The organism is Nostoc sp. WHI, from assembly GCF_015714725.1.
Lineage (GTDB): Bacteria > Cyanobacteriota > Cyanobacteriia > Cyanobacteriales > Nostocaceae > Nostoc.
In genome coordinates, this window is sequence record NZ_WBKM01000340.1 from 1 (window position 1) to 20554 (window position 20554).

Here is a 20554-nt window from a genome sequence, read left to right on the forward strand (position 1 = left end):
CCCCTTTTCCTCTTCGCTGACTGCATAGTTATTTTTGCCATGCTGCAATATGTTCAGCCCGGAAAACAGGGCTAAAATCCTTACTACTCATTGATCTATAGGGACAGGTATCTTTGGTGTTAAACTACCATTGGTTTTGGGTTGTGCCGTAGCTTAACTCAACCTATATAGAACTTACGCATAGAGACCCCCTTTTTAAGGCTTGCTCCGGGGGATCAAGCTTTCAAGTTTTCAGTGCGTAAGTCCTGCTATAAGATCCGCGTTCGCCTCTCGCGTGCTGAAAGTAATCACACTAACTACCTGCCATGAAAAATTTAGTTGTATTATCTGCCACAGCCCTCGCCGCCACATCTGGAATGGTTTTTGGGACAATGCAAGCCGCCTTTGCTTTAGGTTGGAACTGGAATTATTCTGGTACTGGCATAGCGGCAAGCGGTACTTTCACCACTAATGATACCCCTAACGACTTGGGTTTTTACCTAATTTCTGAAATTACTGGTACACGAAATGGTGAAACAATTACTGGTTTGCAAGCTACCGATACTCCAATACCGGGAAACGAACCTTTTAATGTTGACAATTTAATCAGTCTAAATATTCAGCAGTTAACGGGTGACGGTTTTGGGTATTCCACCTCAGAGGGAAACTATTCTAGCCCGTTTTTCGCTAGTTTTTTGCCGACACCGGGTTATTTAGAGGTTTTTTCAGCACCACCATTCATACCAGGTTTTGAAAATTTGGGACTGGAAGATAGTGAGTTACCAATTAGTTTTTCTGCAACCATAATCACCGTACCTGAACCCACCTCTATCCTGAGCTTGCTTGCCCTCGGCACTCTCGGCGCTGGTTCTGCACTGAAACGTAAGAAGCTATCCAAGTTCATCGAGAATAAGCTCGAAAAAGTTTCCTAAAAACCATCAATAAAAACTGATAATTCCTCCTTCATTTACTCTCTTGAAGGAGTTATTTTTTTCGTGCTAATCCAATTACTATCATGCGATCGCTATCCACTGGATACAATTGCATCAAATGATATTAAAAATTACTTCACCCACTGCTGTTACTATAATATCCCACTGAGTTGAACCCGCTATATGAACGCTGAAATAAACTCCAGGATACCTGTTGCTTTAACCATTGCTGGTTCAGATAGTGGTGGCGGTGCAGGAATTCAAGCTGATTTACGCACCTTTGCTTTTCACTGTGTCCACGGTACTAGCGCTATAACCTGCGTCACGGCACAAAATACTCTAGGAGTGATAAGAGTTGATGCCATGCCAATAGAGGCTGTTGTGGCTCAAATTCAGGCAGTTGTTGAGGATATTGGCGTACAAGCTGCCAAAACGGGAATGTTGCTCAATCAGGAAATTATTTTTGCTGTTGCCCAGCAGGTGGAAGCTTTACAAATCAATAATCTAGTAGTTGATCCAGTAATGGTGTCACGTACAGGGGCACAATTGATTGATGATGATGCTGTAAAGACTCTGTGCCATGTCTTGATTCCCAAGGCGGTTCTTATCACACCCAATCGTTACGAAGCCCAGATTTTGAGCGGTTTACAAATTAATTCCTTGGAGGATATGCAAGCTGCTGCTGAAATTATTCACAAGAATTTACGGACGAAGGCTGTTTTAGTCAAAGGCGGAGGTATGCGGGGGAATTTGCGTGGCGTTGATATCTGGTTTGACGGGGACAAGTTGGAAGTTTTGACTTGCCAGCAAGTAGAGACAAAAAATACCCACGGTACTGGTTGTACACTATCGGCTGCGATCGCTGCTAATCTGGCTACGGGAAAGGATTTATGGCAGTCAGTGCAACAAGCAAAGGAGTATGTTACTACTGCACTCACTTACGCCCTAGATATTGGCGAAGGGCAAGGCCCTGTGGGACACTTCTTCCCATTGTTACTGAAATAGTGCTGAGTAATGAGTGCTGAGTGCTGAGTAATGAGTGCTGAGTAACGAGTTGGGAATCTCACTTCTTTACTCAGAACTCGGAACTCGGAACTGTTTTTGCCCAGTATCCAATCCTTAATAAAAAATCTTTGCTCTTTCGGCATTTTTCTATTATTCTTGGGCATAGTTTCAGGGATGACTATCTCTGTACGATCTAATCACTTTGATTTTTAATACCAAGTCCCCGATGCGAGCAACCACAGGTTCTGTTCACAGGAATTCGCCAACACCGACTACTCAAGCCTACCCTCCCTCTGTACCACTATCTGTATACCGGGAATTGTCAGCAGAGTTGCAAGCAACACAGGCGAGGTTACATGCCCTAAATACCACAAATCAGCAACTAGCACAAGAAAATCAGTTACTACGCCAAGAAATTACCAAAGTTGTTGAGTCTTTTTCACACTTGCAAAAGTTTGTGGATTCCAATGCTACCCCTAGTTATCACCGAGCTACCCAAGCTTCTGGCGACGTGAAAAGTGCCGCTAAACAGCGAGTAACTGAAGCACATCCACATCAGCAGGTTTTTCATTCGCGTCCACCCGTTGTCCCCAAAGCCCCACCTGAAAAAAGCCGTCGCCAAGACTTTTCTACACCTGTAATGGAAATAAATTTCCCGATACCACAACAAGTTTTTATAGAAGAGCAACAAGTAAGCTATTATTCCACTACTGAGCCAGATGTCAAGGGACTCAATGGCTGGTGGTTAATTATCACCATCTTGTTAATTATGCTTACTGCCTTTAGTGCTGGATATTTCGTTGTACGTCCCTTGTTTGAAAATCAAAAACGTTAGTTGACACTCCCACAGTCAGCAGCAGCACGCTTTCGAGCTAACGAGCAATTTCTCTGGAATTACTTTCTAAATATCTAAGCTGATCTCCTAAATAGCGTAATTTATTCATTTTTAGGTTATTAAAGCTACATAAATTACTAATTTACGGTAACTTCTTCATATTACAACCTCAAAGATTATCCAATTAATAAATTCTTGCTGCTTCTCATGTCGCAAGCCCTCAGGCAAAGCATCTACATTATTTTTTTAAAAAAGTGGCAATTATTACATATATTTTAGGAAAAGCACTGCTAGTTACAGCTTCAGACATCGGATCTGGTTAGATATATAAACGAAGCTAGTAGAAGTCAGGAGTCAATAAAATGAAAAAAGTAGAAGCTATTATCCGCCCATTTAAACTAGATGAGGTGAAAATTGCCTTGGTTAACGCTGGTATTGTCGGCATGACTGTTTCTGAAGTCAGGGGGTTCGGACGGCAGAAAGGTCAAACTGAACGGTATCGCGGTTCTGAGTATACTGTTGAGTTTCTACAAAAACTCAAAGTGGAAATCGTAGTTGACGACGATCAAGTTGATATGGTGGTGGACAAAATTATTGCTGCTGCCCGCACTGGTGAAATCGGCGATGGTAAAATTTTCATCTCGCCTGTTGAGCAGGTGATTCGGATTCGTACAGGGGAAAAGAACACAGAAGCAGTTTAAAAAAGTTATGAGTTAAGAGTTAAAAGTTATGAGTTAGGAATAATGAATGAAGATTTAGCATAACTCCTAACTCCTGTAGAGACGCGATTAATCGCGTCTCTACTCCCAATTCCTAACTCTCTCCAGTTGCGGAAGTAAAGCTGTAAAAGCTTTGCCTCGATGGCTAATTGACCCCTTCAACTCGCGTGTCATCTCAGCAAAGGTCAATTGCAACTCTTGGACATAAAAAATTGGGTCGTAGCCGAAACCACCATCACCACGAGGTGTATGGAGAATTTCGCCGCGACAAATACCTTCAGATTGTAATACGATCGCACCATCAGGACGAGCGATCGCTACTGCACAAACAAATTGAGCTTGCCGATTTACCTCGTTGTCTAATTCCCTCAATAGCCTAGCAATGCGTTCTGAGTCGGTTTTGGCGTAACGTGCAGAATAAACACCTGGTGCGCCATTTAGGGCATCTACTTCTAAACCAGAATCATCAGCAATTGCCCAGTTTCCTGTAGCTTTAGCAATTTGTGACGCTTTTAGACAAGCGTTGGCGGCAAAGGTTTCGCCCGTCTCTTCAATTTCCAATTCTTCCGGTTTGAGGGTTAATTCCCAACCAGAATTTGTTAGGTAAGCTTGCATTTCCCGCAACTTACCTGGATTTCCTGTAGCTACAACAAGTAATGTCATGAATTACGAATTATCAGTTAGGAGTTAGGAGTGATGAGTTAGGAGTTATTAATTCCTAACTCATCACTCTCAACTCCTCACTAATTTTACTCCGCCCACTGTTTCGCCCAAGCAAGAGTTTGATGCACTTGCTCAATTGTTGGGGCTTCGCAGTAGAGGCGTAAAACTGGCTCAGTACCGCTAAACCGAATCATTAACCAGCTTTTATCAGCTAGGCGATACTTGTAGCCGTCAATTGTTTGGCAATCAATCACTGCTAAAGAGGCAATTTCTGTTAAGGGTTGGGTTTGCAGTTGTTGCAAAAGACGCGATCGCACTTCCATACTTGCTAAGGGTAAATCAATGCGATCATAAGCTGAGGTAAACCCTGTTTGTTTCTGCAACTGGCGATAATATTCACCTAAATCCAAACCAGATTCTACGATCGCTTCTAGGACGTATAATGCTGACAGCAGTGCATCGCGTTCGGGAATATGGCTGCCATAGCCAATTCCTCCCGACTCTTCACCGCCTAGCAACACTTCTGCTACTAACATTCTGTCAGCGATGTATTTATAACCAACTGCTGTCTCAAAGACTGGCAGGTTATGTAGTGCTGCCACAAGGGGCATTAAGTCGGAACCACTGACAGTTTTGACTATTTCACCACTAAAACCGCGCCGCAGGGTTAAATGGTCGATTAATATCGGGATTAATACTTGAGAACTTAGAAAGTTGGCTTCTCCATCCACTGCTGCAATGCGATCGCAATCCCCATCAAATACCAACCCCACCGTTAAACCTGATTTATCTGTGTCTCGGTGAGTTTTGATGACTTCAAATAGCTTTGAAAGGTATTTAGGTAAGGGTTCCGGCGCACCGCCACCAAATAGGGGGTCACGTTCTGAGTTGATTTCTTTGACCTGATTGCCTAATAGTTTCGCTAATCCGCCAGCAGCAGCGCCATGCATCACATCGGCAAATAATGTCAATTTACCAGATGCGATCGCTTGCCGAAGTTTGGCAATATCAACTTTACCTTCTAGCGCTTGGGTATAACTAGGCCAAGGATCGAATTTCTCTTGCTTGCCTGGGGTAGCTGCTAATGGCACTCCAACTGACAACTGCGCTTCTATCTCTTTTGTGACTTCTGGCGGCACTGATCCACCAAAAGAACCCTTGACTTTTAAACCTAAATATATACCAGGATTATGACTTGCCGTAATTACCAGTGCCCCCAAAGCATTAAGCTGTTTTGCTGCCCAACTATAAGCTGGAGTTGGAGCATAGGTTTCGCTCAACAACACATCAAATCCTATAGCAGTGACAGTATCGGCAACAGCACGAGCAAAGTCTTCCGCCATGAATCTGCGATCGTAACCGACAATTATTGTCCGGCTACCCACAGTAGAAAAATATGTATCATATAATACTTTTGCAGCGACTGGTGCAACCAGGGCTAGACGTTCAAAGGTGAACTCTTCACCAATAACGCCCCGCCAGCCGTCTGTACCGAATTTGATTGAGTTAGCTACAACTGGCATCTAGGTATCCTAACTTTTTACTTTAAGGATTGTAGCATTTATACAGTGTAAAAAAAGAATCTAGTAAAAATATGTACTAGTAATAATAGACTGTTTAAACACAAAAGTTATCGAAGAGGAAAAGGAGCAGTTCTTGCAGGAGGCAGGGGGGAAACCCCATAAATTTATTGGCTCTGAAAACTTGGACGCATTATTTCTCTCTACGAGACGCCAAAGGCGAACGTGCTACGCATCTCAAAATAAATATTTTTGCTTTTGGACATAAATTTATTTGATCTGAAACCATGAGTGCAGGGGAAATGAGCGTATCTTTCCCCCCTGCTCCCTGCTCCCTGCTCCCTGCTCCCCTGCCTCTTGGTCAGGGAATTTATGCATGTAGAGTTACAAACGCTTCAACATTAAAATCTAGAAAAAAAATTAAGAATGTGATTAAATATCATAGCAATCATTTTGGAGTGGCACATCTAGCTCACAATCAAAGGAAAGCGATTTAGGGATTGAGTGAGCAGGTTTTGCTTTATCCTGGCAACAGGAAGATACTCAAGGTCTACCAGCAGTAAACAATATAGGCATCTAACGATAAGCCGCTATCTACGCCTAAAAAAACCCCCAGTGGGTGTTAGCCTACTAGGGGAGTTAGTTATCAGGGTGCATCTACCAATTAAATATTCTCAAGTTGAACACCATACTCCGGATAAATTTGTAAAAAGGTTCAGTTATTTTTTTAAATAAAAAACCCCAGTTGGTGTTAGCCTACTAGGGGAGTTAGTTATCAGGGTGCATCTACCACTAATCTTTTCTAGGGGCAACCAGTATCTTCCGGAGAAAATGAACTAAATCAGGGTTGATAGTGATCCCAACTAAAAAACCCCCAGTGGGTGTTAGCCAGCCAGGGGAGTTAGTTATCAGGGTGCATCTACCAATAATCTTTTCTAAAGTTAATGGGTAGCTACAGGATAAATTAGCAGAGGTTGAAATTGTTTCTATTTGCTCACCAGAAAAAACTCCCACCGAGTGTTAGCCACGGACAGAGGAGTTAGTTATCAGAACACACCTGCCAATTAAATAACCAGTGCGCTGCCTTCAAAAATTGATGTATCAAGGATAATTTGCTGCTTATATCCTTCATAAAAAACCCCCCGGTGGGCGTTAGCCAACCAGGGGAGCTAGTTATCAGGGTGCATCTACCAATTAAGTGTTCTAGCTTGGACTACCATGCTCCGGATAAATTTACTAGAAGGTTGATTGTTATTGTGTGCCAAAAAAAACTCTAGTGAATAGAGGAGTTAAAGATCAAGGCGCATTCATCTAACAATCAAGTATTCTAGGGTTAAGCACTATTTTTTGGTAGATAATATCTGCGTTAAAAGTTGGTGTTGTTTGCCAAAATTAAAAAAACCCCTAGTGGGTGTTAGCCAACTAGGGGAGTTGAAGATCAAGGTGCATCTACCAATAAAGTGTTCTAGATCCAAGTAATCTGATCCGGATAAAGTTGTAAAGGCAGAAAAAGCAAAACGACACCGAATCAGAAACATTCAGGGGTGGGAAGCATCTAAGTTATCAGAGGGAGCGAAAAATCGACTTGAAACTTTCGCGTTTCAAACCGAATTTAGGAGGCAAACAGGAGAAGCTGTGACCCAGGAATTTCACATCTCCGTAACCCCAGTAGGGCAAAATGACTACTTGGTGCGGACGGAACAAGTCGCGCCTGGGGTGCCATTGGCAGAAGAATTGGTGACTTGGCCTGTAACTGAGTGGTTGATGGCTGCTGGGCATTTGATGAATGACCCGTTGAAGTCGGTGTTGCAGGGGGATACAATCGCCTCAGGTGGGCGCGAAAGCGACATTGCCAGAAACTCTGTTAACTTAGTGGCGTTGGGTCAACAATTTTATAACGCTCTATTTCAAGGCACTCTTAGAGATAGTTGGATTACCGCCCAAGGTATTGCCCAGAACCACCAACAAGTACTACGCTTGCGCTTAGGGCTAAAAGACACGAGATTAGCTCGTCTGCCTTGGGAAGTGATGCACGCAGGCGATCGCCCTTTGGCTACTGGGTCTTATATCACTTTTTCCCGCTTCCAAAGTGGAATTTTGGGGGCTTCTCATTTGCGATCGCGAAATATGCCAACACCGCTAGAAGAAGGTGGTGTAAAAGTATTGATGGTGATTGCTTCCCCCTCAGATCAAGTCCGCCTTGACTTACTGAAACAGGAAGCGCTCAAACTGCAAGCTGAACTTCATCGTCCCATATCACGACTTGCTGAAAGTAGCAATCATCTCCCAGAAATTGAACTCACTGTACTAGACCAACCAGGACGGGAAGAACTGACGCAAGCTTTAGAGCAAGGTAGATACCACGTCCTACACTACTCTGGTCATAGTAATTTAGGTTCCAATGGTGGAGAAATTTATCTTGCTAGTCGCAGAACTGGCTTAACAGAAATCTTGACTGGGGACGATCTAGCAGGTTTGCTTGTTAACAATAACATCCAAATGGCAGTGTTTAACTCCTGCTTGGGGGCATACACAGCTGCGTCCGATCCCTCTGGAGATACTGGCGAACGTAATCTTGCAGAAAGTCTGGTGAAACGCGGGATCAGAAGCGTTTTAGCGATGTCAGAACGCATTCCTGATGAAGTGGCGTTAACCCTCACACAGTTGTTTTACCGCAACTTGAGTCAAGGATATCCAATAGATTTGTGCGTTAGCCGGGTGCGCCAAGGATTAATTTCTGCCTATGGTTCTCACCAGATGTACTGGGCATTACCAATTTTATATCTCCAGCCAGAATTTGACGGTTTTCTGAGCCAAGGAACTGGTTTATCCAAAAGCACGGAGTTGTTAAACCAGTATAATCAGCCTTCAGGGGCAACTTCCACGATGTACTCTGCGATGTCTACGACAGGCTACGCGATCGCAGATGATACCGAAGAAATGCCTTTAGGAATTGAGGATATGATTCCTTCTGGTTTAACGCGTGATTCTTCTGGGTTAGACTGGCTAGGTGAAGATACTTGGGGCGATCTCGTTGATGAAATTGAGTATGATGACCCAAGCTATGCAGAAGATTCTGCTATAGTTTCGGATTTGTTTCGTCGGCTGGATAATCAAAAAGCCTCGACTGAGTTAGAGCAACAAATTCACGAAAAGAGTCTTAACCAAAGGCAGGTTGCAGAAGAAATGACTTCCCCGCAAGAGGAAGCAGATTTGTGGGGAGAAGCCCCAGTACCAGCACCTCAAACTCCTGGTAACTTTGAAGAAAATTGGGAAAATTCTAATTTTTCGCGTAGGCATAGCCCGCCGCAGGCATCGCAACCACCTCCATCGCCATCCAGAAATCGTACCCGGCGGCGCAAGTTGTGGCCGATTGTTGGCATTGTGGGAATCAGTGCGATTACAGCTGCGATCGCTTTAAATTGGTGGTGGTCAAATCGACGCCAAGCAATGCCCAATATACCACCAATTCCTACCCAGTCTCTATTCACTCAAAAGCAGCCGAACATCGACTTAGAAATAGCTGCAACTGGAATTGTCACCGCGATCGCTACTGAAAAATTAAGCCAGGGCGATTTACAAGCTGGGTTGTTAGCTGTAGAAGAATTACTCAATCGTGGCGCACTTACTGCGGCTGGAACTGCCCTGAAACTGATTTCAAATAAGCAAGCTGACAATCCATCTGTCAACTTTTACAAGGGACGATTAGCTTGGCAATCTATCCAGACTGGCGACAATAATTATAGCGTCGATGATGCCCGTCGTTACTGGGAAACTGCTGCCAAAGCTCAACCAGAATCACTTTTGTATAATAACGCTTTGGGATTTGCTTATTACACAGAAGGCAATCTAAATCGAGCCAATGACTCTTGGTTCAAGGCTTTGAATTTAGCTCTCAAACAGCAAAATACAAACTCTACCGCCGCAATATCCCCAAAGACAGCAATGCTTCAGGATGCTTTAACTTCCTATGCTGGTTTAGCTATTGGGTTATATAAATCTGCACTTAGTCAACCTAGTATCAAGCAGACACAATATCTTAATGAAGCGATAAAGTTGCGACAAATGGTAATCAAGTCTGATCCAGTAAATTTCCAGGTAGATGAATTAGCTAGAAATTGGCTGTGGACGGAACAAGCAATTGTAGATTGGCGATCGCTCCTTCAGGAAAAAGGTGAAGAGCAGTAATATGTTGTGGTGGTGCGATCGCGGTTGATTAAATAGCAGTTCTCAATTCCATGTAATACAGTCGGTTTGTAGCCTTGGCGAATGGAATTCGCGGCTACACAAACAAAGCCCACCTCCGTGGGCTAAGAGAAAATAAAGTTGTAACTTAAATTCAGGGAGGTGAGTTTTTGCAGATGGGCGATCGCTTCTGGCAGTATCGTTAATTTGACAATTATTTCGTCTTCTTCTTGCCAAGCATAAGGAACATATTTTTTATGTTTCATGCAAGTAGAAATATGCAAATAACTACTTTGCACCGCCTAAATCTCTACCCTCTGCTTTTCCTTCATCCATAATACATTCCTGAAAACTAGGTTCGAGATAGGGTTTTGCTGGTGTAATAATCTCATCTTTTTTAAACTGGGATTCTCGTAATTTTTTATACGCTTCTGAAATCCGGGAGCCTACTTATGCAAGAGATCCAATCTTTGATACTCGCGGACGAGCCTTTGATACTCGTCGATGAGCCTTTGATACTCGTGGACGAGTCTTTGATACTCGTCGATGAGCCTTTGATACTCGTGGACGAGTCTTTGATACTCGTCGATGAGCCTTTGATACTCGTGGACGAGTCTTTGATACTCGTGGACGAGCCTTTTATACTCGTTGATGAGCCTTTGATACTCGCGGACGAGTCTTTGATACTCATGGACGAGCCTTTGATACTCGCGGACGAGTCTTTAGCCGTTTTTTACACTTCTCCAGCCCGAAAAATCTGTTCAGCAGTTAAATTCAACTCTGGGAACGCTAGCGACTGAATGCAGTCATTTTCCCTAAATTGCCTAACTTGATACTCACCTTCAATTAATTGATAAATCGAGATAGTTGGTTGTTTAGGATTACCAATAAACCACCTACCACCTAAACCTAGATAGTCTACAATCCAGTATTCAGGTATTCCAACCTCTTCATATTTACCTGCTTTAGTAAAATAGTCGTCGCGCCAGTTGGTACTTACCACTTCAATTACCAAAGGAATTGATGCAGCTTGGCTTACAGTAGATTCTTTTTTCCACAGAGGTTCATTTACTAAATTAGAGTTATTCAACAACAGTACATCTGGTGAGTAAGCTGCTTCGCTCTGGTTCGGTTTAATGAAAGCTGTTTTGGGAATGAAATAAGGTAGTTTTAAACGTTTGTATTCTGTAACTATTTCCCCAACTAAAAATCCAACAATCTGTTCATGTTCACCTGTGGGGGGAGCCATTTCAACAATTACTCCATCATGCAGTTCATAGCGTCGTTGTGAGTTTTCTGGATAACAAGCGATAAATTCATCAAATGTTACTAGTTTGCGTAAGGTTTGAGTCATACTTCCTCTTGCTTTAAAGTCAGATAAAAATTTAAACCTTAACCACCTAAATTACGCGACTTCTCCAGCCCTAAAAATCTGTTCAGCAGTTAAATTCAACTCTGGGAATGCTGGCGACTGAATGCGGTCATTTCCCCTAAATTGCCTAACTTGATACTCACCTTCAATTAATTGATAAATCGAGATAGTTGGTTGTTTAGGATTGCCAATAAACCGCCTACCACCTAAACCTAGATAGTCTACAATCCAATATTCAGGAATGCCCAAAGACTCGTAATCTTCTAGCTTCAAAGCATAATCATCACTCCAGTTGGTTGAAACAACTTCTACAACCAACTTGACGGAACTACCCCGCGTAATGATAGATTCTTTTTTCCAACGAGGTTCATCCCTAATAGCTTGTCTATCAAGAACAATGACATCTGGTTCATAACCTGAATCAGTGTTAACTGACTTGATGACGCATTCTTTAGGGATAAAGCAAGGGATAGACAACCGAGTGATTTCAATAAACAAAGAACCATTAATAAACCCAGCTATCTCCGAGTGCTTCCCTGTTGGCTTGGGCATTTCAACAATTACCCCATCATGTAGTTCATAATGCCTGTCTGAAGATTCGGGATACCAGGCGATAAATTCGTCAAATGTTACTTGTTTGGTTAAGGCTTGAATCATACTTTGCCCCCTTACTTTATGTCAAATTTGACCCCTCTCCAAACCTCTCCCCGACACAGCTACGGTGTACACACAAGTCGAAAAAAGCGCGATTCTCTCGTTCCCATGCTCTGCGTGGGAATGGCTGATTAGAGGCTCCGCCTTCAGTTAGACATTGAGCCAGAGACTCAATGAATGCATTCCCAGACGGCAGCCCAGGAACGAGGAATAAAAATGGAAACAAAGAAATTGCGATCGCTGCGCCAACGCCTGCCGTAGGATGCCCGTTCGCGTAGCGTCTCCTTTAGGAGAAGGGCTGTAGGGCGATCGCATATTGGCACAGATGGGATATTGCACATTCAGACACCCACTAATTATAAAGATACATCTGTAGAAGTGGTGGTAGTTGTGCAGCCGTTAGATAACAGGACTTACGCAAACAATAGCCGAAACCTTGATTTTCAGGTAGGGGCAATTCATGAATTGCCCCTACAGCGTGTAGTTTTGCGTAAGTCCTGACATATTACGATAATTATTATTGTTTGTTTAATTTAAGTTTAAATCAAGTTTAAATCTTCAAATACAAACATCAATCTCCTTCTTAAGATGCAAGTAATCTAAGTTTAAATTAGAGTAAATTTTTATTGTCTAAATTTAAAGCAGCTTTACAGCTATTGCATTGATGTTTAATTTTTGATGTATGAATGATTAACCTTATCATTCAAATGTGAAAATAATAATAATTTTGAATAATCATTATGTTGTCATCAAAAGTTTTAAAAAAAGCGTTGAACGGATTAGTATTGAGTATTTTAGTTTCAGCTTTGATTGTTACTCCTTCTATATTAGGAAAGAGTTTGCATTGGCTTGATGCACCATTACAATCTTTAGAAATTAGTGTTAATGCTCAGACTCCTGCTGGAGTAGAAGAAGTACAAAATAGAAACACTAACCAAGCTCAGAATACTAAGGAAGAAACGAAAAATAGTGAGCAGGGTAAGAGCGGTGAGTCTAAAGGAGAAGAACAGGGAAAATTAGATATTTTTAAAATCGTCACGGGTGCGCTGGCGGGACTAGTGCTGTTTTTGTATGGTGTAACGCGAATGGCGGAGGGACTGGAAGCGATCGCAGGGGATCGGGCGCGATCGCTAATTGGTAAGTTTACCACCAATCGCTATGCTGGCGTAGCAACTGGCACGGTAGCGACAACAATATTAGATTCATCTTCAGTGACAATTATTATTGTGATTGCAATGGTAAGCGCTGGTTTACTATCATTCGTGCAATCTTTAGGCGTGGTTTTGGGTTCCAATATTGGCACAACTATTGGCGCTCAAATAGTTGCTTTTAAAATTAACGAGTATGCGCCAATCGCAATGTTCATTGGTTTATTACTAATTCTTTTGGGTAAAAAAGAACGCTGGAAGCAAATCGGATCAATTATCCTTGGCTTCGGCTTGCTATTTTTTGGACTTGACACCATTGAAAACGCAATGGAACCTTTCAAGGATTACCAGCCATTTCTCAAATTGATGGAAACTTTGGGTAACAACACGCTGCTAGGTGCCGGAGTTGGGGCGCTGTTTACAGTCTTAGTTCAATCTTCTTCTGCTACCGTTGCGGTTATTGTTACTTTGGCTAGTCAAGGATTAATCTCATTACCCGCAGGTATAGCGTTAATGCTGGGTGCTGAAGTTGGTACTTGTGCTGACACACTGGTAGCTACCTTCGGACGCGATCGCCCAGCACTGCGAACAGGTGTCTTTCATTTGCTATTTAATCTTGTTTGTGCTGCTGTAGGGATTTTATTTGCCAGTCAATTAGCAGGATTTGCTCAGTGGTTTACTCAGTTACTAGGTGCTGGTGATGATGTTGCCCGTCAAATTGCCAATGCCCAATTAATATTCAACGTGCTGGGAGTGACATTAGCGATCGCATTTTTGCCCTGGATTGCCCGTGGATTGGAACGATTAATCCCCGATACACAAAAGCAAAGTCGGGAGGCTGAAACAGTAAAAGGGTAACTAAATAATTATTAATTCATAATTCATACTTCTAGCCCAATACACTTAGGTTAAGATCCCCCCGCCTCCGGCGACCCCCTTAAAAAAGGGGTAAAAGAAGTATGAGCAAGCCTTTTTAAGGGGAGACTTTGAGAGTTTCTTGCCCCCCTTTTTAAGGGGGGTTGGGGGGATCAAAAGCATATGGGTCAACTCTAAAAAACTTATACTCCTTTGGAAAACCCGCAGGGGTAGCAACTGACGTGCGTCAGTTGTTTTTGCTATCTACCACTTGGCTTCCATGACTGCGGGGATCATCTTGACTAGCAGTTGGTGCTACTGGGGCAGAGAATTTGGAAACTTCCCCGCTAGCTTGAGCATAGGGGAGAGCCGAACCAGTAACCAAAGCCTCTAAATTGCTAGCCATAATCGTGCGGGGTTGATCGCCGATCGCTTGTGCTACAGTTTCTCCTTTCTGACTCAAAAACACAAAATGAGGAATCCCATCCACCCGATATTTCAGTAGTTCCGGCAACCACTTCGTATTATCCACATTCAGCATGACAAAATTCATCTTGTCAGCATACTCTGTTTCTAGTTGAGTGATATCTGGTGCCATTTTTTGGCAGACAGTACACCAATCAGCATAAAATTCCACTAGAGATGGTTTGCCATTGCTGATTGCTACTTCTAACGGTATGGACGCATCACTTAATTTGGCAAGGGAAGCCGAGGTTGTTTCTGTTCGTAATCCTAAGACGAGGGCAACACTAAGGGCGATCGCTACCATTGCAATTAAGAAGTTTCTCACACGCGTCCCTAATGTAGATTTAGGTTTTTCGGGAGAACTAACAGGTAAATTTGTACTCATAACAGAATTATTAAAACTTAATTAAGCCATTTCTTCTTTAGTTTAGCTGACTTAAACCGCTCTTCAACTTTGGAAGCTTCAACATTCTACATTTTACTAGAGGGAGACTTTTGCTCAAATATAGAATTAATTGCTAGCGATCCTTTCCTCGTTCCCAGGCTCCGCCTGGGAATGCATTCATTGAGTCTCTGGCTCAATGTCTGACTGAAAGCAGCAGCCCATGCAGAGCATGAGAACAAAGAACAATGAGAACCCGAGCTTTTTTTAACTTATGTGTACACCGTAGCTTTTTAAGGGCGATCAAAATTTCAGGTTTTTAATGCGTAAACCCTGATGGTCAAACCATAAATCAACCTCCTTAAGTTAATTTAACTTAAGGAGGTTGATGCACCAATTGTGATTCACTCGTTGAATTCAGAAATATTAGGCTCAGTGCATATTTACCTAACTTACAAAATCGTGCCGATTTCTTTTAGATAAACCCGTGTAAATGGTTCATCTTCACCCAAAGTATAATCTTCAATCAACCCTTTGCGGCGAATAGAAATGTCCTTGCCTTTTTTAATCACCACAGTAGAACCGTCGAAGACATCCCGCACCAGCATCATCTCAGTTTCGGTAGGATTATCCAAGACAACCATATTACTACTTTGGTAAAACATACCCTCTTCCTGTAGGATATCTTCCGCGTACTCTGCAATCAGCAAATCAAGTTTGGGATGACGCAGTAAAGTTTGAACATTATTGTTGTAATCTTTGCTTAATACTTTTTTCGAGCGATTGATAAAAACTCCATCACGACAAACAGCGCCTATTGTCCAATTGGGATGTTGCAAAACGATATGGTCAATTGTCGCTTGCAGTTCTTCAACTGAGATTTTATTAAAGGTAATAATTGGTATCCTGGCATCTGTACCCGACTCAAAAAAGGTTTCTAAGATATGGGAAGGTACATCAACGCTTTCACCAACAGAAGGTTTAAGATGCATTAAAACGCCTGGTGCAGCATTGATTTCCAGAATGGCAAAGTTACTAGACTTCCAAGAGTCTGCGAGACTTTTAGTCATGACATCAATACCGAGGCAAGTCAGTTGGAAATGTTGGGCAATATCTTGTGCCAAAATAATATTGTCATCATGAACTGTGCGGGTTGCATCAATGCTTATACCTCCGGCGGAAAGATTGGCTACTTTACGCAGGTAAACGGTGCGTCCCTTCTCAATTACACTGTCTAACGATAAGCGCTGTTCCTGTAGGTAGAGTTCCATCGCATCATCGATCTGAATTTTACTCATTGGCGAGGTTGGCGTGTCTAACCGTGCAGGTTTCCGGTTCTCTTGGCGAATTAACTCTGCAAGCGTTAAATACCCATCACCAATAACCGATGCGGGACGGCGTTCTGTGGCGGCGACGAATCTGCCATTGACACACAACAAGCGAAAGTCTGATCCTGAGATGCTTTTCTCAACAATTATCCGATTTAGCTGATCTTCGGGAATCGCTGCCAATGCCCTATTAAAAGCAGATTCCAGTTCTTTTGAATCTTGGATGTCAGCCGTGACACCAATTCCTTTGTGACCTACTACTGGCTTAACTGCCACTGGGTAGCCAATTTTTCTGGCTGCCGCTAAGGCTTCCTTTTCGGAAAAGACAATATCACCTTCGGGTACTGGAAAACCCAAGGTTTTCAAAAATGCTTTGCAGTCATCTTTGCGGGTAGTAAACTCTGAATCTAGATGGCTATCACTGTTAAATGTTGTCGCTACCCCCCGGACATGTTTTTTTCCCAAGCCATATTGCATCAATCCTTCTTCCCACAAATAAAAGACGGGAATACCTTTTTCATGAGCTGTTCGCAATAGGGCGTAAACTGTTGGGCCACCGTAGACAGAGGCGCGAAATTTATTTTGTAACCTCTCTAGTTGATCCTCAAACAGGAAACCCTCGGACTGGGTAATGGCTTCAAACCAATCCCAAACCAAGTAAACTACCTCTCTAGTTGTGCGTTCATGTAGCGATTGGACGCTAATCCGCGCAAAATTTGGATATGGCTTGACACTCCAGTGGTTGAGGTGCAAATCCATGTCCAGCTTGCCGAGTTCTGACACAACTTGGGCAAATAGATGAGCGTGAGATTCGTAGCTTTGGTTGCCCAGTTTTGGATAGCGATCGCCAATACTTGCAATATAATCTTCTATGGGTAAAGGCTTTTTAGAGTCAACTAGAGCCAAGTCAAATACTAGCGCCCCTCTATCTAAATAGGGGTTGGGCCCAATGTAATGTTTGAAGTTGAATATATCGAATACATCTGTTCTTCTAGCATTAATCCGGGCTAAATCATTGCTTTTTTGTAGAACCATTGATTACGAACCTTTGGCTAAATACCCTGAAATTTAAATGCTGAGTTATGGTTACTCAGACTTCTCGATTGTAAATTAATTGACATTAATTGTGGAGACTGATGGCTTTGCCATTGATCTAATCAAAACTCAGACTAACTCTCTCAGTAAGCATCTTCAACTATCTCCAGGCATAATTAAACACCCATTCGTCAGCAACGAATAAATAACAGTAAATTCATCCTCATGACTAATAAAAGATATAACCTTTGAAAGGTACAATCCTCTCCTAATAATTTGTATAAATAAATATGCGGTATTGAAAAGACAGCAAAGCATGAATAGCACACAAGCTGATCTAAGAGAAGAAATTCGAGAACTTGCTGAGGAAGCTTTTCGCGAAAAGCTGATCTCTGGGCATGGTGATGGGCCAGACATAAATGAGTATCAAATTGTCTATCAAGGCAAACCCAGACATCTGCCACTAGAACAAGCACGTTTTTTCTTAACTAACTTGCTTTACAGAAGTCGGATTCATTAAGGCTTCCCATCAGACATCTAATTTTACTTAGTTAGGTTAATACCAATCAATTACTTACAATTGTCCGATAAATTTCCAATCGGCAGTTAGCAATCTGGTCAACAATGCCTCTAGAAAATCTTTCTAGAGGTAGTTGACGTAGTGGATTTTATCAAACAGAAGTCAGGAGTCAGGAGTCAGAATGAATTCTGTACGACTGGCAGATGAATAATCGGGTTTAAGACCCCCACCAAGTTGATGAAAGTTAATTTTGAGGATAGTTATTTTTTAGGTAATTTTTCCGAAAAATCTCTTGGTTTGATGCAATGTCTAACAACAAGCCGCTTCTCTAGGAGACGCTCCGCGAATGCGTCTACGCAAATTTTAATCCTACCTTGCATCAGGTAATCTACCAAAAGGATGTTTTGATAGTTTTGATTGTCATGGTTTAGTGAAATTTATTAACTCAAATTAAGAGGCATGATCGTGGAAAGTAATATCAAACGGCAGTTGGTAATTATTGGGGGAGCCGAAGACAAAGATGGAGATTCCATCATTCTGCGGGACTTTGTGCGACGCGCTGGGGGTACGAAGGCGTACATTGTAATTATGACGGCGGCGACAGAATTACCAAAAGAAGTGGGAGAAAATTATATTAGAGTATTTGAGCGGCTGGGAGCTGAGAATGCTCGGATTCTTGATATAGAAACCCGCGAAGATGCAGCTTCATCTACCGCATTGGAAGCAATTAATAAAGCAACTGGGGTATTTTTTACTGGGGGAGACCAAGCTCGGATTACCAGCATCCTCAAGGACACCGAAATTGATTTGGCGATTCATAAACGATTTTCTGAAGGTGTAGTAATCGCAGGTACAAGCGCGGGTGCGGCGGTGATGCCAGACATCATGATTGTGGAAGGCGACTCAGAAACAAATCCGAGGATTGAAACTGTTGAAATGGGTCCCGGTCTAGGCTTTCTACCAGGGGTCGTAATTGACCAGCATTTTTCCCAGCGCGGACGCTTGGGACGCTTAATTTCAGCTTTGATACTACAGCCTGCTGTTTTGGGATTCGGTATTGACGAGAATACCGCTATGGTAGTGATAGATAACCAAATTGAAATTATAGGTCAAGGCGCTGTCACAATTGTTGATGAATCAGAGTCTACGTATAACAATATGGGCGAAATTTTGAAGGATGAGCCTTTGGCAATTTGCGGAGCAAAACTTCATATTTTGCCACATGGGTTTAAATTTGACCTAAAAACTCGTCAGCCTATCCTAAATAATCGCTCTGTGGCAAATGCTTCTGTACCTGTTGGTTCAACTAACGCTTAACTTTTAGCAGCTGCATTTAAATTGATTGAGTCTGTCAAGACTTTTAGATTATTGACATTTATCAAGAAGAATTCAGGAGCGGAGCCGGAGACGCTCCGGCTCCGTTCAGAATCTACAGTATGACTAGTGGATTGCCAGAGCAATCTGTACCCAGTAAAGCTGTATTTAAATGTTGTGCATTCTCAGCGAAACCCGCCTCGTTTTGCGATCGCTTGCTTTGATGATACACCGAAAAGGCCTAAACTCTTCCAATCCCTTTTAACCCTGTTTTCACACCTGGTAGTGTAGTATTTACGTAGAATCTTTGATAAAAACTCATATAAATTGTATATTCTAAAGTAACTTAGCAAATCATTATTTAATTATTGCGAAAGTGAGGTTAACGTACCTCAGTCAGTGGGACTAAAGCAAAAGCTCCCAGTGCATGGGCTACGGCATAGCTTCTTTGACAGACGAGATCTTCTTGAGATGCCCGAAAGCTAATGACTGAAGCGATCCAAATCGGTAATCGTACAATCACAGCTAGTGAACTGATTTCTTTACTGGCAAGCTACCAAATGCTGCCACAATTGCAGCGAGAATTGATTATTGATGAGGCAATTGGACAAAGCCCAGACTCCGCAAACAAAACAATAGAGTGTACACCTGAGGAAGTAGCCCAAGCTAAACAGCAGTTTTACACTGAAAAACAGTTCAAAAATGAAGAAGACATCCAAGCTTGGATGGCACGTCAAGGGCTAACTCCCGAACAACTAGAATTTATTACCACTCGTAAGCTGAAAATTGAAAAATTCAAGCAAGCCACTTGGGGTAATAAACTGGAATCCTACTTTTTTCAGTCCAAGGCAAAACTGGACAAAGTAATTTATTGCCTACTGCGAACCCAAGATGTAGGAATTGCCCAAGAACTTTATTTCCGAATTCAGGCAAAAGAAAACTCTTTTGCTGACTTGGCGCGGGAATACTCACTTGGGCCAGAAGCCCAAACTGGCGGTTTAGTAGGCCCGATTGAACTAAATGCACTACATCCAATAATGGTGCAAATGCTCTCTAGCAGTCAACCAGGTCGGGTATTGCCCCCTACCCGCATTGCTGAGTGGTTCGTGATTTTGCGGCTGGAAAAACTTATCCCCGCACAATTAGATGAATTCATGAAAGTGCGTTTGCTGAATGAACTCTTTGAAACCTGGCTACAAGAACAGCAAAAGCAAATCATGTCTGCACCACAAGGGGAGGGAGGCACGGAAGGACAGGGAGAGGGTGAACCGTCAACCTAAACGTCAAGAACTGCGAAACCATCTGAGTGTCTTGATTGGACATTTACTAAAATGGGAGTACTAGTCAGGGCGTCGTAGCCGTAGCTGGTTAGCAACACTTCGTATTCAACGCTTAGATATTGCTGAACTGCTTGAAGACAATCCTAGCTTAAAGCCCTACGTTGAAGAAGCACTTTCCAAAGCTTACCTTAAAAGTGTCGAATTAGCTGTTAGAGAAACAGATTTGCCCAAGCGCAATTTTCCGGTAGAGTGTCCCTACAGTTTGCTAGAAATTGTGGACTATGACTTCTACCCTGGTGAACCAAGCAAGTTAGTAGATGAATCAGAATAGTAATTTGATGCTGATTCTGATCAATGTTGATA

General features: G+C 42.5%; 19 protein-coding genes and 1 pseudogene. 12 read left to right on the forward strand and 8 right to left on the reverse strand.

Annotated elements, in window-relative coordinates; all coding sequences use genetic code 11:
* Positions 1–305 precede the first annotated feature (305 nt).
* The 4 genes from F8S12_RS34650 to F8S12_RS34665 all read left to right on the forward strand — a co-directional run bounded on the left by F8S12_RS34650 (position 306) and on the right by F8S12_RS34665 (position 3452).
* Entirely contained in the window at positions 306–911 is a 606-nt protein-coding gene (locus F8S12_RS34650; RefSeq protein WP_196520785.1) for a PEP-CTERM sorting domain-containing protein, read from the forward strand.
* 183 nt (positions 912–1094) lie between these two features.
* Positions 1095–1916, forward strand: a complete 822-nt coding sequence (gene thiD / locus F8S12_RS34655) for a bifunctional hydroxymethylpyrimidine kinase/phosphomethylpyrimidine kinase (protein ID WP_196520786.1) — start codon at positions 1095–1097, stop codon at positions 1914–1916.
* A gap of 226 nt (positions 1917–2142) precedes the next feature.
* Positions 2143–2751, forward strand: coding sequence for a hypothetical protein (locus F8S12_RS34660; RefSeq protein ID WP_196520787.1), 609 nt, complete (start codon positions 2143–2145; stop codon positions 2749–2751).
* Positions 2752–3113: 362 nt separating this feature from the next.
* Positions 3114–3452 (forward strand): P-II family nitrogen regulator, encoded by a 339-nt coding sequence (locus F8S12_RS34665; protein WP_196520788.1) that lies wholly within the window; start codon positions 3114–3116, stop codon positions 3450–3452.
* Between the two features lie 99 nt (positions 3453–3551).
* Here F8S12_RS34665 and rdgB read toward each other — a convergent pair whose 3' ends face one another.
* Complete coding sequence (rdgB, locus tag F8S12_RS34670) at positions 3552–4133, reverse strand: RdgB/HAM1 family non-canonical purine NTP pyrophosphatase (RefSeq protein ID WP_196520789.1); 582 nt, start codon at positions 4131–4133, stop codon at positions 3552–3554.
* Positions 4134–4219: 86 nt separating this feature from the next.
* Positions 4220–5656 (reverse strand): phosphoglucomutase/phosphomannomutase family protein, encoded by a 1437-nt coding sequence (locus F8S12_RS34675; protein WP_196520790.1) that lies wholly within the window; start codon positions 5654–5656, stop codon positions 4220–4222.
* A 1632-nt stretch (positions 5657–7288) separates the two neighbouring features.
* Here F8S12_RS34675 and hetF point away from each other — a divergent pair.
* Positions 7289–9841 carry a cell division protein HetF gene (hetF, locus tag F8S12_RS34680; protein WP_196520791.1) on the forward strand — a complete coding sequence of 851 codons (2553 nt, stop codon included), beginning with the start codon at positions 7289–7291 and terminating at the stop codon, positions 9839–9841.
* A 122-nt stretch (positions 9842–9963) separates the two neighbouring features.
* Here the strand turns inward: hetF and F8S12_RS34685 are convergent, their stop codons facing one another.
* A complete protein-coding gene (locus tag F8S12_RS34685) occupies positions 9964–10104 on the reverse strand; it encodes a hypothetical protein (protein ID WP_196520792.1) in 141 nt (46 codons plus the stop codon).
* Positions 10105–10290: 186 nt separating this feature from the next.
* On the opposite strand from F8S12_RS34685, the gene F8S12_RS34690 reads away from it, so the two are divergent.
* On the forward strand, positions 10291–10638 hold the full coding sequence (locus F8S12_RS34690) for a hypothetical protein (protein WP_230968482.1): 348 nt from the start codon (positions 10291–10293) through the stop codon (positions 10636–10638).
* On the opposite strand, the gene F8S12_RS34695 is transcribed toward F8S12_RS34690, so the two are convergent.
* The 3 genes from F8S12_RS34695 to F8S12_RS34705 all read right to left on the reverse strand — a co-directional run bounded on the left by F8S12_RS34695 (position 10572) and on the right by F8S12_RS34705 (position 12205).
* A complete protein-coding gene (locus F8S12_RS34695) occupies positions 10572–11192 on the reverse strand; it encodes a Uma2 family endonuclease (RefSeq protein WP_196520793.1) in 621 nt (206 codons plus the stop codon). The genes F8S12_RS34690 and F8S12_RS34695 overlap by 67 nt on opposite strands.
* A gap of 51 nt (positions 11193–11243) precedes the next feature.
* Positions 11244–11867 (reverse strand): Uma2 family endonuclease, encoded by a 624-nt coding sequence (locus F8S12_RS34700; protein WP_196520794.1) that lies wholly within the window; start codon positions 11865–11867, stop codon positions 11244–11246.
* A 167-nt stretch (positions 11868–12034) separates the two neighbouring features.
* Positions 12035–12205: a hypothetical protein gene (locus F8S12_RS34705; RefSeq protein ID WP_196520795.1), complete on the reverse strand. Its 171-nt coding sequence runs from the start codon at positions 12203–12205 to the stop codon at positions 12035–12037.
* On the opposite strand from F8S12_RS34705, the gene F8S12_RS34710 reads away from it, so the two are divergent.
* Together F8S12_RS34710 and F8S12_RS34715 are read left to right on the forward strand one after the other, a co-directional pair.
* On the forward strand, positions 12198–12365 hold the full coding sequence (locus tag F8S12_RS34710) for a hypothetical protein (protein ID WP_196520796.1): 168 nt from the start codon (positions 12198–12200) through the stop codon (positions 12363–12365). The two genes, F8S12_RS34705 and F8S12_RS34710, sit on opposite strands and share 8 nt — an antisense overlap.
* Before the next feature lie 239 nt (positions 12366–12604).
* The gene (locus tag F8S12_RS34715) at positions 12605–13870 is read left to right on the forward strand and encodes a Na/Pi cotransporter family protein (protein WP_196520797.1); all 1266 of its coding nucleotides are present in this window, start codon (positions 12605–12607) and stop codon (positions 13868–13870) included.
* A gap of 244 nt (positions 13871–14114) precedes the next feature.
* On the opposite strand, the gene F8S12_RS34720 is transcribed toward F8S12_RS34715, so the two are convergent.
* Together F8S12_RS34720 and F8S12_RS34725 are read right to left on the reverse strand one after the other, a co-directional pair.
* The gene (locus tag F8S12_RS34720) at positions 14115–14717 is read right to left on the reverse strand and encodes a thioredoxin family protein (RefSeq protein ID WP_196520798.1); all 603 of its coding nucleotides are present in this window, start codon (positions 14715–14717) and stop codon (positions 14115–14117) included.
* 449 nt (positions 14718–15166) lie between these two features.
* Positions 15167–17077 (reverse strand): acetate--CoA ligase family protein, encoded by a 1911-nt coding sequence (locus F8S12_RS34725; protein ID WP_196520799.1) that lies wholly within the window; start codon positions 17075–17077, stop codon positions 15167–15169.
* Positions 17078–17393: 316 nt separating this feature from the next.
* On the opposite strand from F8S12_RS34725, the gene F8S12_RS34730 reads away from it, so the two are divergent.
* The 4 genes and pseudogenes from F8S12_RS34730 to F8S12_RS34745 form a co-directional block, all read left to right on the forward strand.
* A complete protein-coding gene (locus F8S12_RS34730) occupies positions 17394–17597 on the forward strand; it encodes a hypothetical protein (RefSeq protein WP_196520800.1) in 204 nt (67 codons plus the stop codon).
* A 459-nt stretch (positions 17598–18056) separates the two neighbouring features.
* A complete protein-coding gene (locus F8S12_RS34735; RefSeq protein ID WP_196520801.1) occupies positions 18057–18914 on the forward strand; it encodes a cyanophycinase in 858 nt (285 codons plus the stop codon).
* A 482-nt stretch (positions 18915–19396) separates the two neighbouring features.
* On the forward strand, positions 19397–20191 hold the full coding sequence (locus tag F8S12_RS34740) for a peptidylprolyl isomerase (protein WP_196520802.1): 795 nt from the start codon (positions 19397–19399) through the stop codon (positions 20189–20191).
* Positions 20192–20273: 82 nt separating this feature from the next.
* Positions 20274–20522: pseudogene (locus F8S12_RS34745) on the forward strand (DUF29 domain-containing protein); the annotation flags it as partial.
* Between the last annotated feature and the right edge of the window lie 32 nt (positions 20523–20554).

What these genes read in the sequence shown, in the direction of transcription:
- F8S12_RS34675 (WP_196520790.1), bottom strand. Translation starts at nt 5,656, where the DNA reads ATGCCAGTTGTAGCTAACTCAATCAAATTCGGTACAGACGGCTGGCGG.
- rdgB (WP_196520789.1), bottom strand. Translation starts at nt 4,133, where the DNA reads ATGACATTACTTGTTGTAGCTACAGGAAATCCAGGTAAGTTGCGGGAA.
- F8S12_RS34735 (WP_196520801.1), top strand. Translation starts at nt 18,057, where the DNA reads ATGATCGTGGAAAGTAATATCAAACGGCAGTTGGTAATTATTGGGGGA.
- F8S12_RS34740 (WP_196520802.1), top strand. Translation starts at nt 19,397, where the DNA reads ATGACTGAAGCGATCCAAATCGGTAATCGTACAATCACAGCTAGTGAA.
- F8S12_RS34650 (WP_196520785.1), top strand. Translation starts at nt 306, where the DNA reads ATGAAAAATTTAGTTGTATTATCTGCCACAGCCCTCGCCGCCACATCT.
- F8S12_RS34690 (WP_230968482.1), top strand. Translation starts at nt 10,291, where the DNA reads ATGCAAGAGATCCAATCTTTGATACTCGCGGACGAGCCTTTGATACTC.
- F8S12_RS34705 (WP_196520795.1), bottom strand. Translation starts at nt 12,205, where the DNA reads ATGTGCAATATCCCATCTGTGCCAATATGCGATCGCCCTACAGCCCTT.
- F8S12_RS34725 (WP_196520799.1), bottom strand. Translation starts at nt 17,077, where the DNA reads ATGGTTCTACAAAAAAGCAATGATTTAGCCCGGATTAATGCTAGAAGA.
- F8S12_RS34730 (WP_196520800.1), top strand. Translation starts at nt 17,394, where the DNA reads ATGAATAGCACACAAGCTGATCTAAGAGAAGAAATTCGAGAACTTGCT.
- F8S12_RS34700 (WP_196520794.1), bottom strand. Translation starts at nt 11,867, where the DNA reads ATGATTCAAGCCTTAACCAAACAAGTAACATTTGACGAATTTATCGCC.
- F8S12_RS34695 (WP_196520793.1), bottom strand. Translation starts at nt 11,192, where the DNA reads ATGACTCAAACCTTACGCAAACTAGTAACATTTGATGAATTTATCGCT.
- F8S12_RS34660 (WP_196520787.1), top strand. Translation starts at nt 2,143, where the DNA reads ATGCGAGCAACCACAGGTTCTGTTCACAGGAATTCGCCAACACCGACT.
- F8S12_RS34720 (WP_196520798.1), bottom strand. Translation starts at nt 14,717, where the DNA reads ATGAGTACAAATTTACCTGTTAGTTCTCCCGAAAAACCTAAATCTACA.
- F8S12_RS34715 (WP_196520797.1), top strand. Translation starts at nt 12,605, where the DNA reads ATGTTGTCATCAAAAGTTTTAAAAAAAGCGTTGAACGGATTAGTATTG.
- F8S12_RS34685 (WP_196520792.1), bottom strand. Translation starts at nt 10,104, where the DNA reads ATGAAACATAAAAAATATGTTCCTTATGCTTGGCAAGAAGAAGACGAA.
- F8S12_RS34665 (WP_196520788.1), top strand. Translation starts at nt 3,114, where the DNA reads ATGAAAAAAGTAGAAGCTATTATCCGCCCATTTAAACTAGATGAGGTG.
- thiD (WP_196520786.1), top strand. Translation starts at nt 1,095, where the DNA reads ATGAACGCTGAAATAAACTCCAGGATACCTGTTGCTTTAACCATTGCT.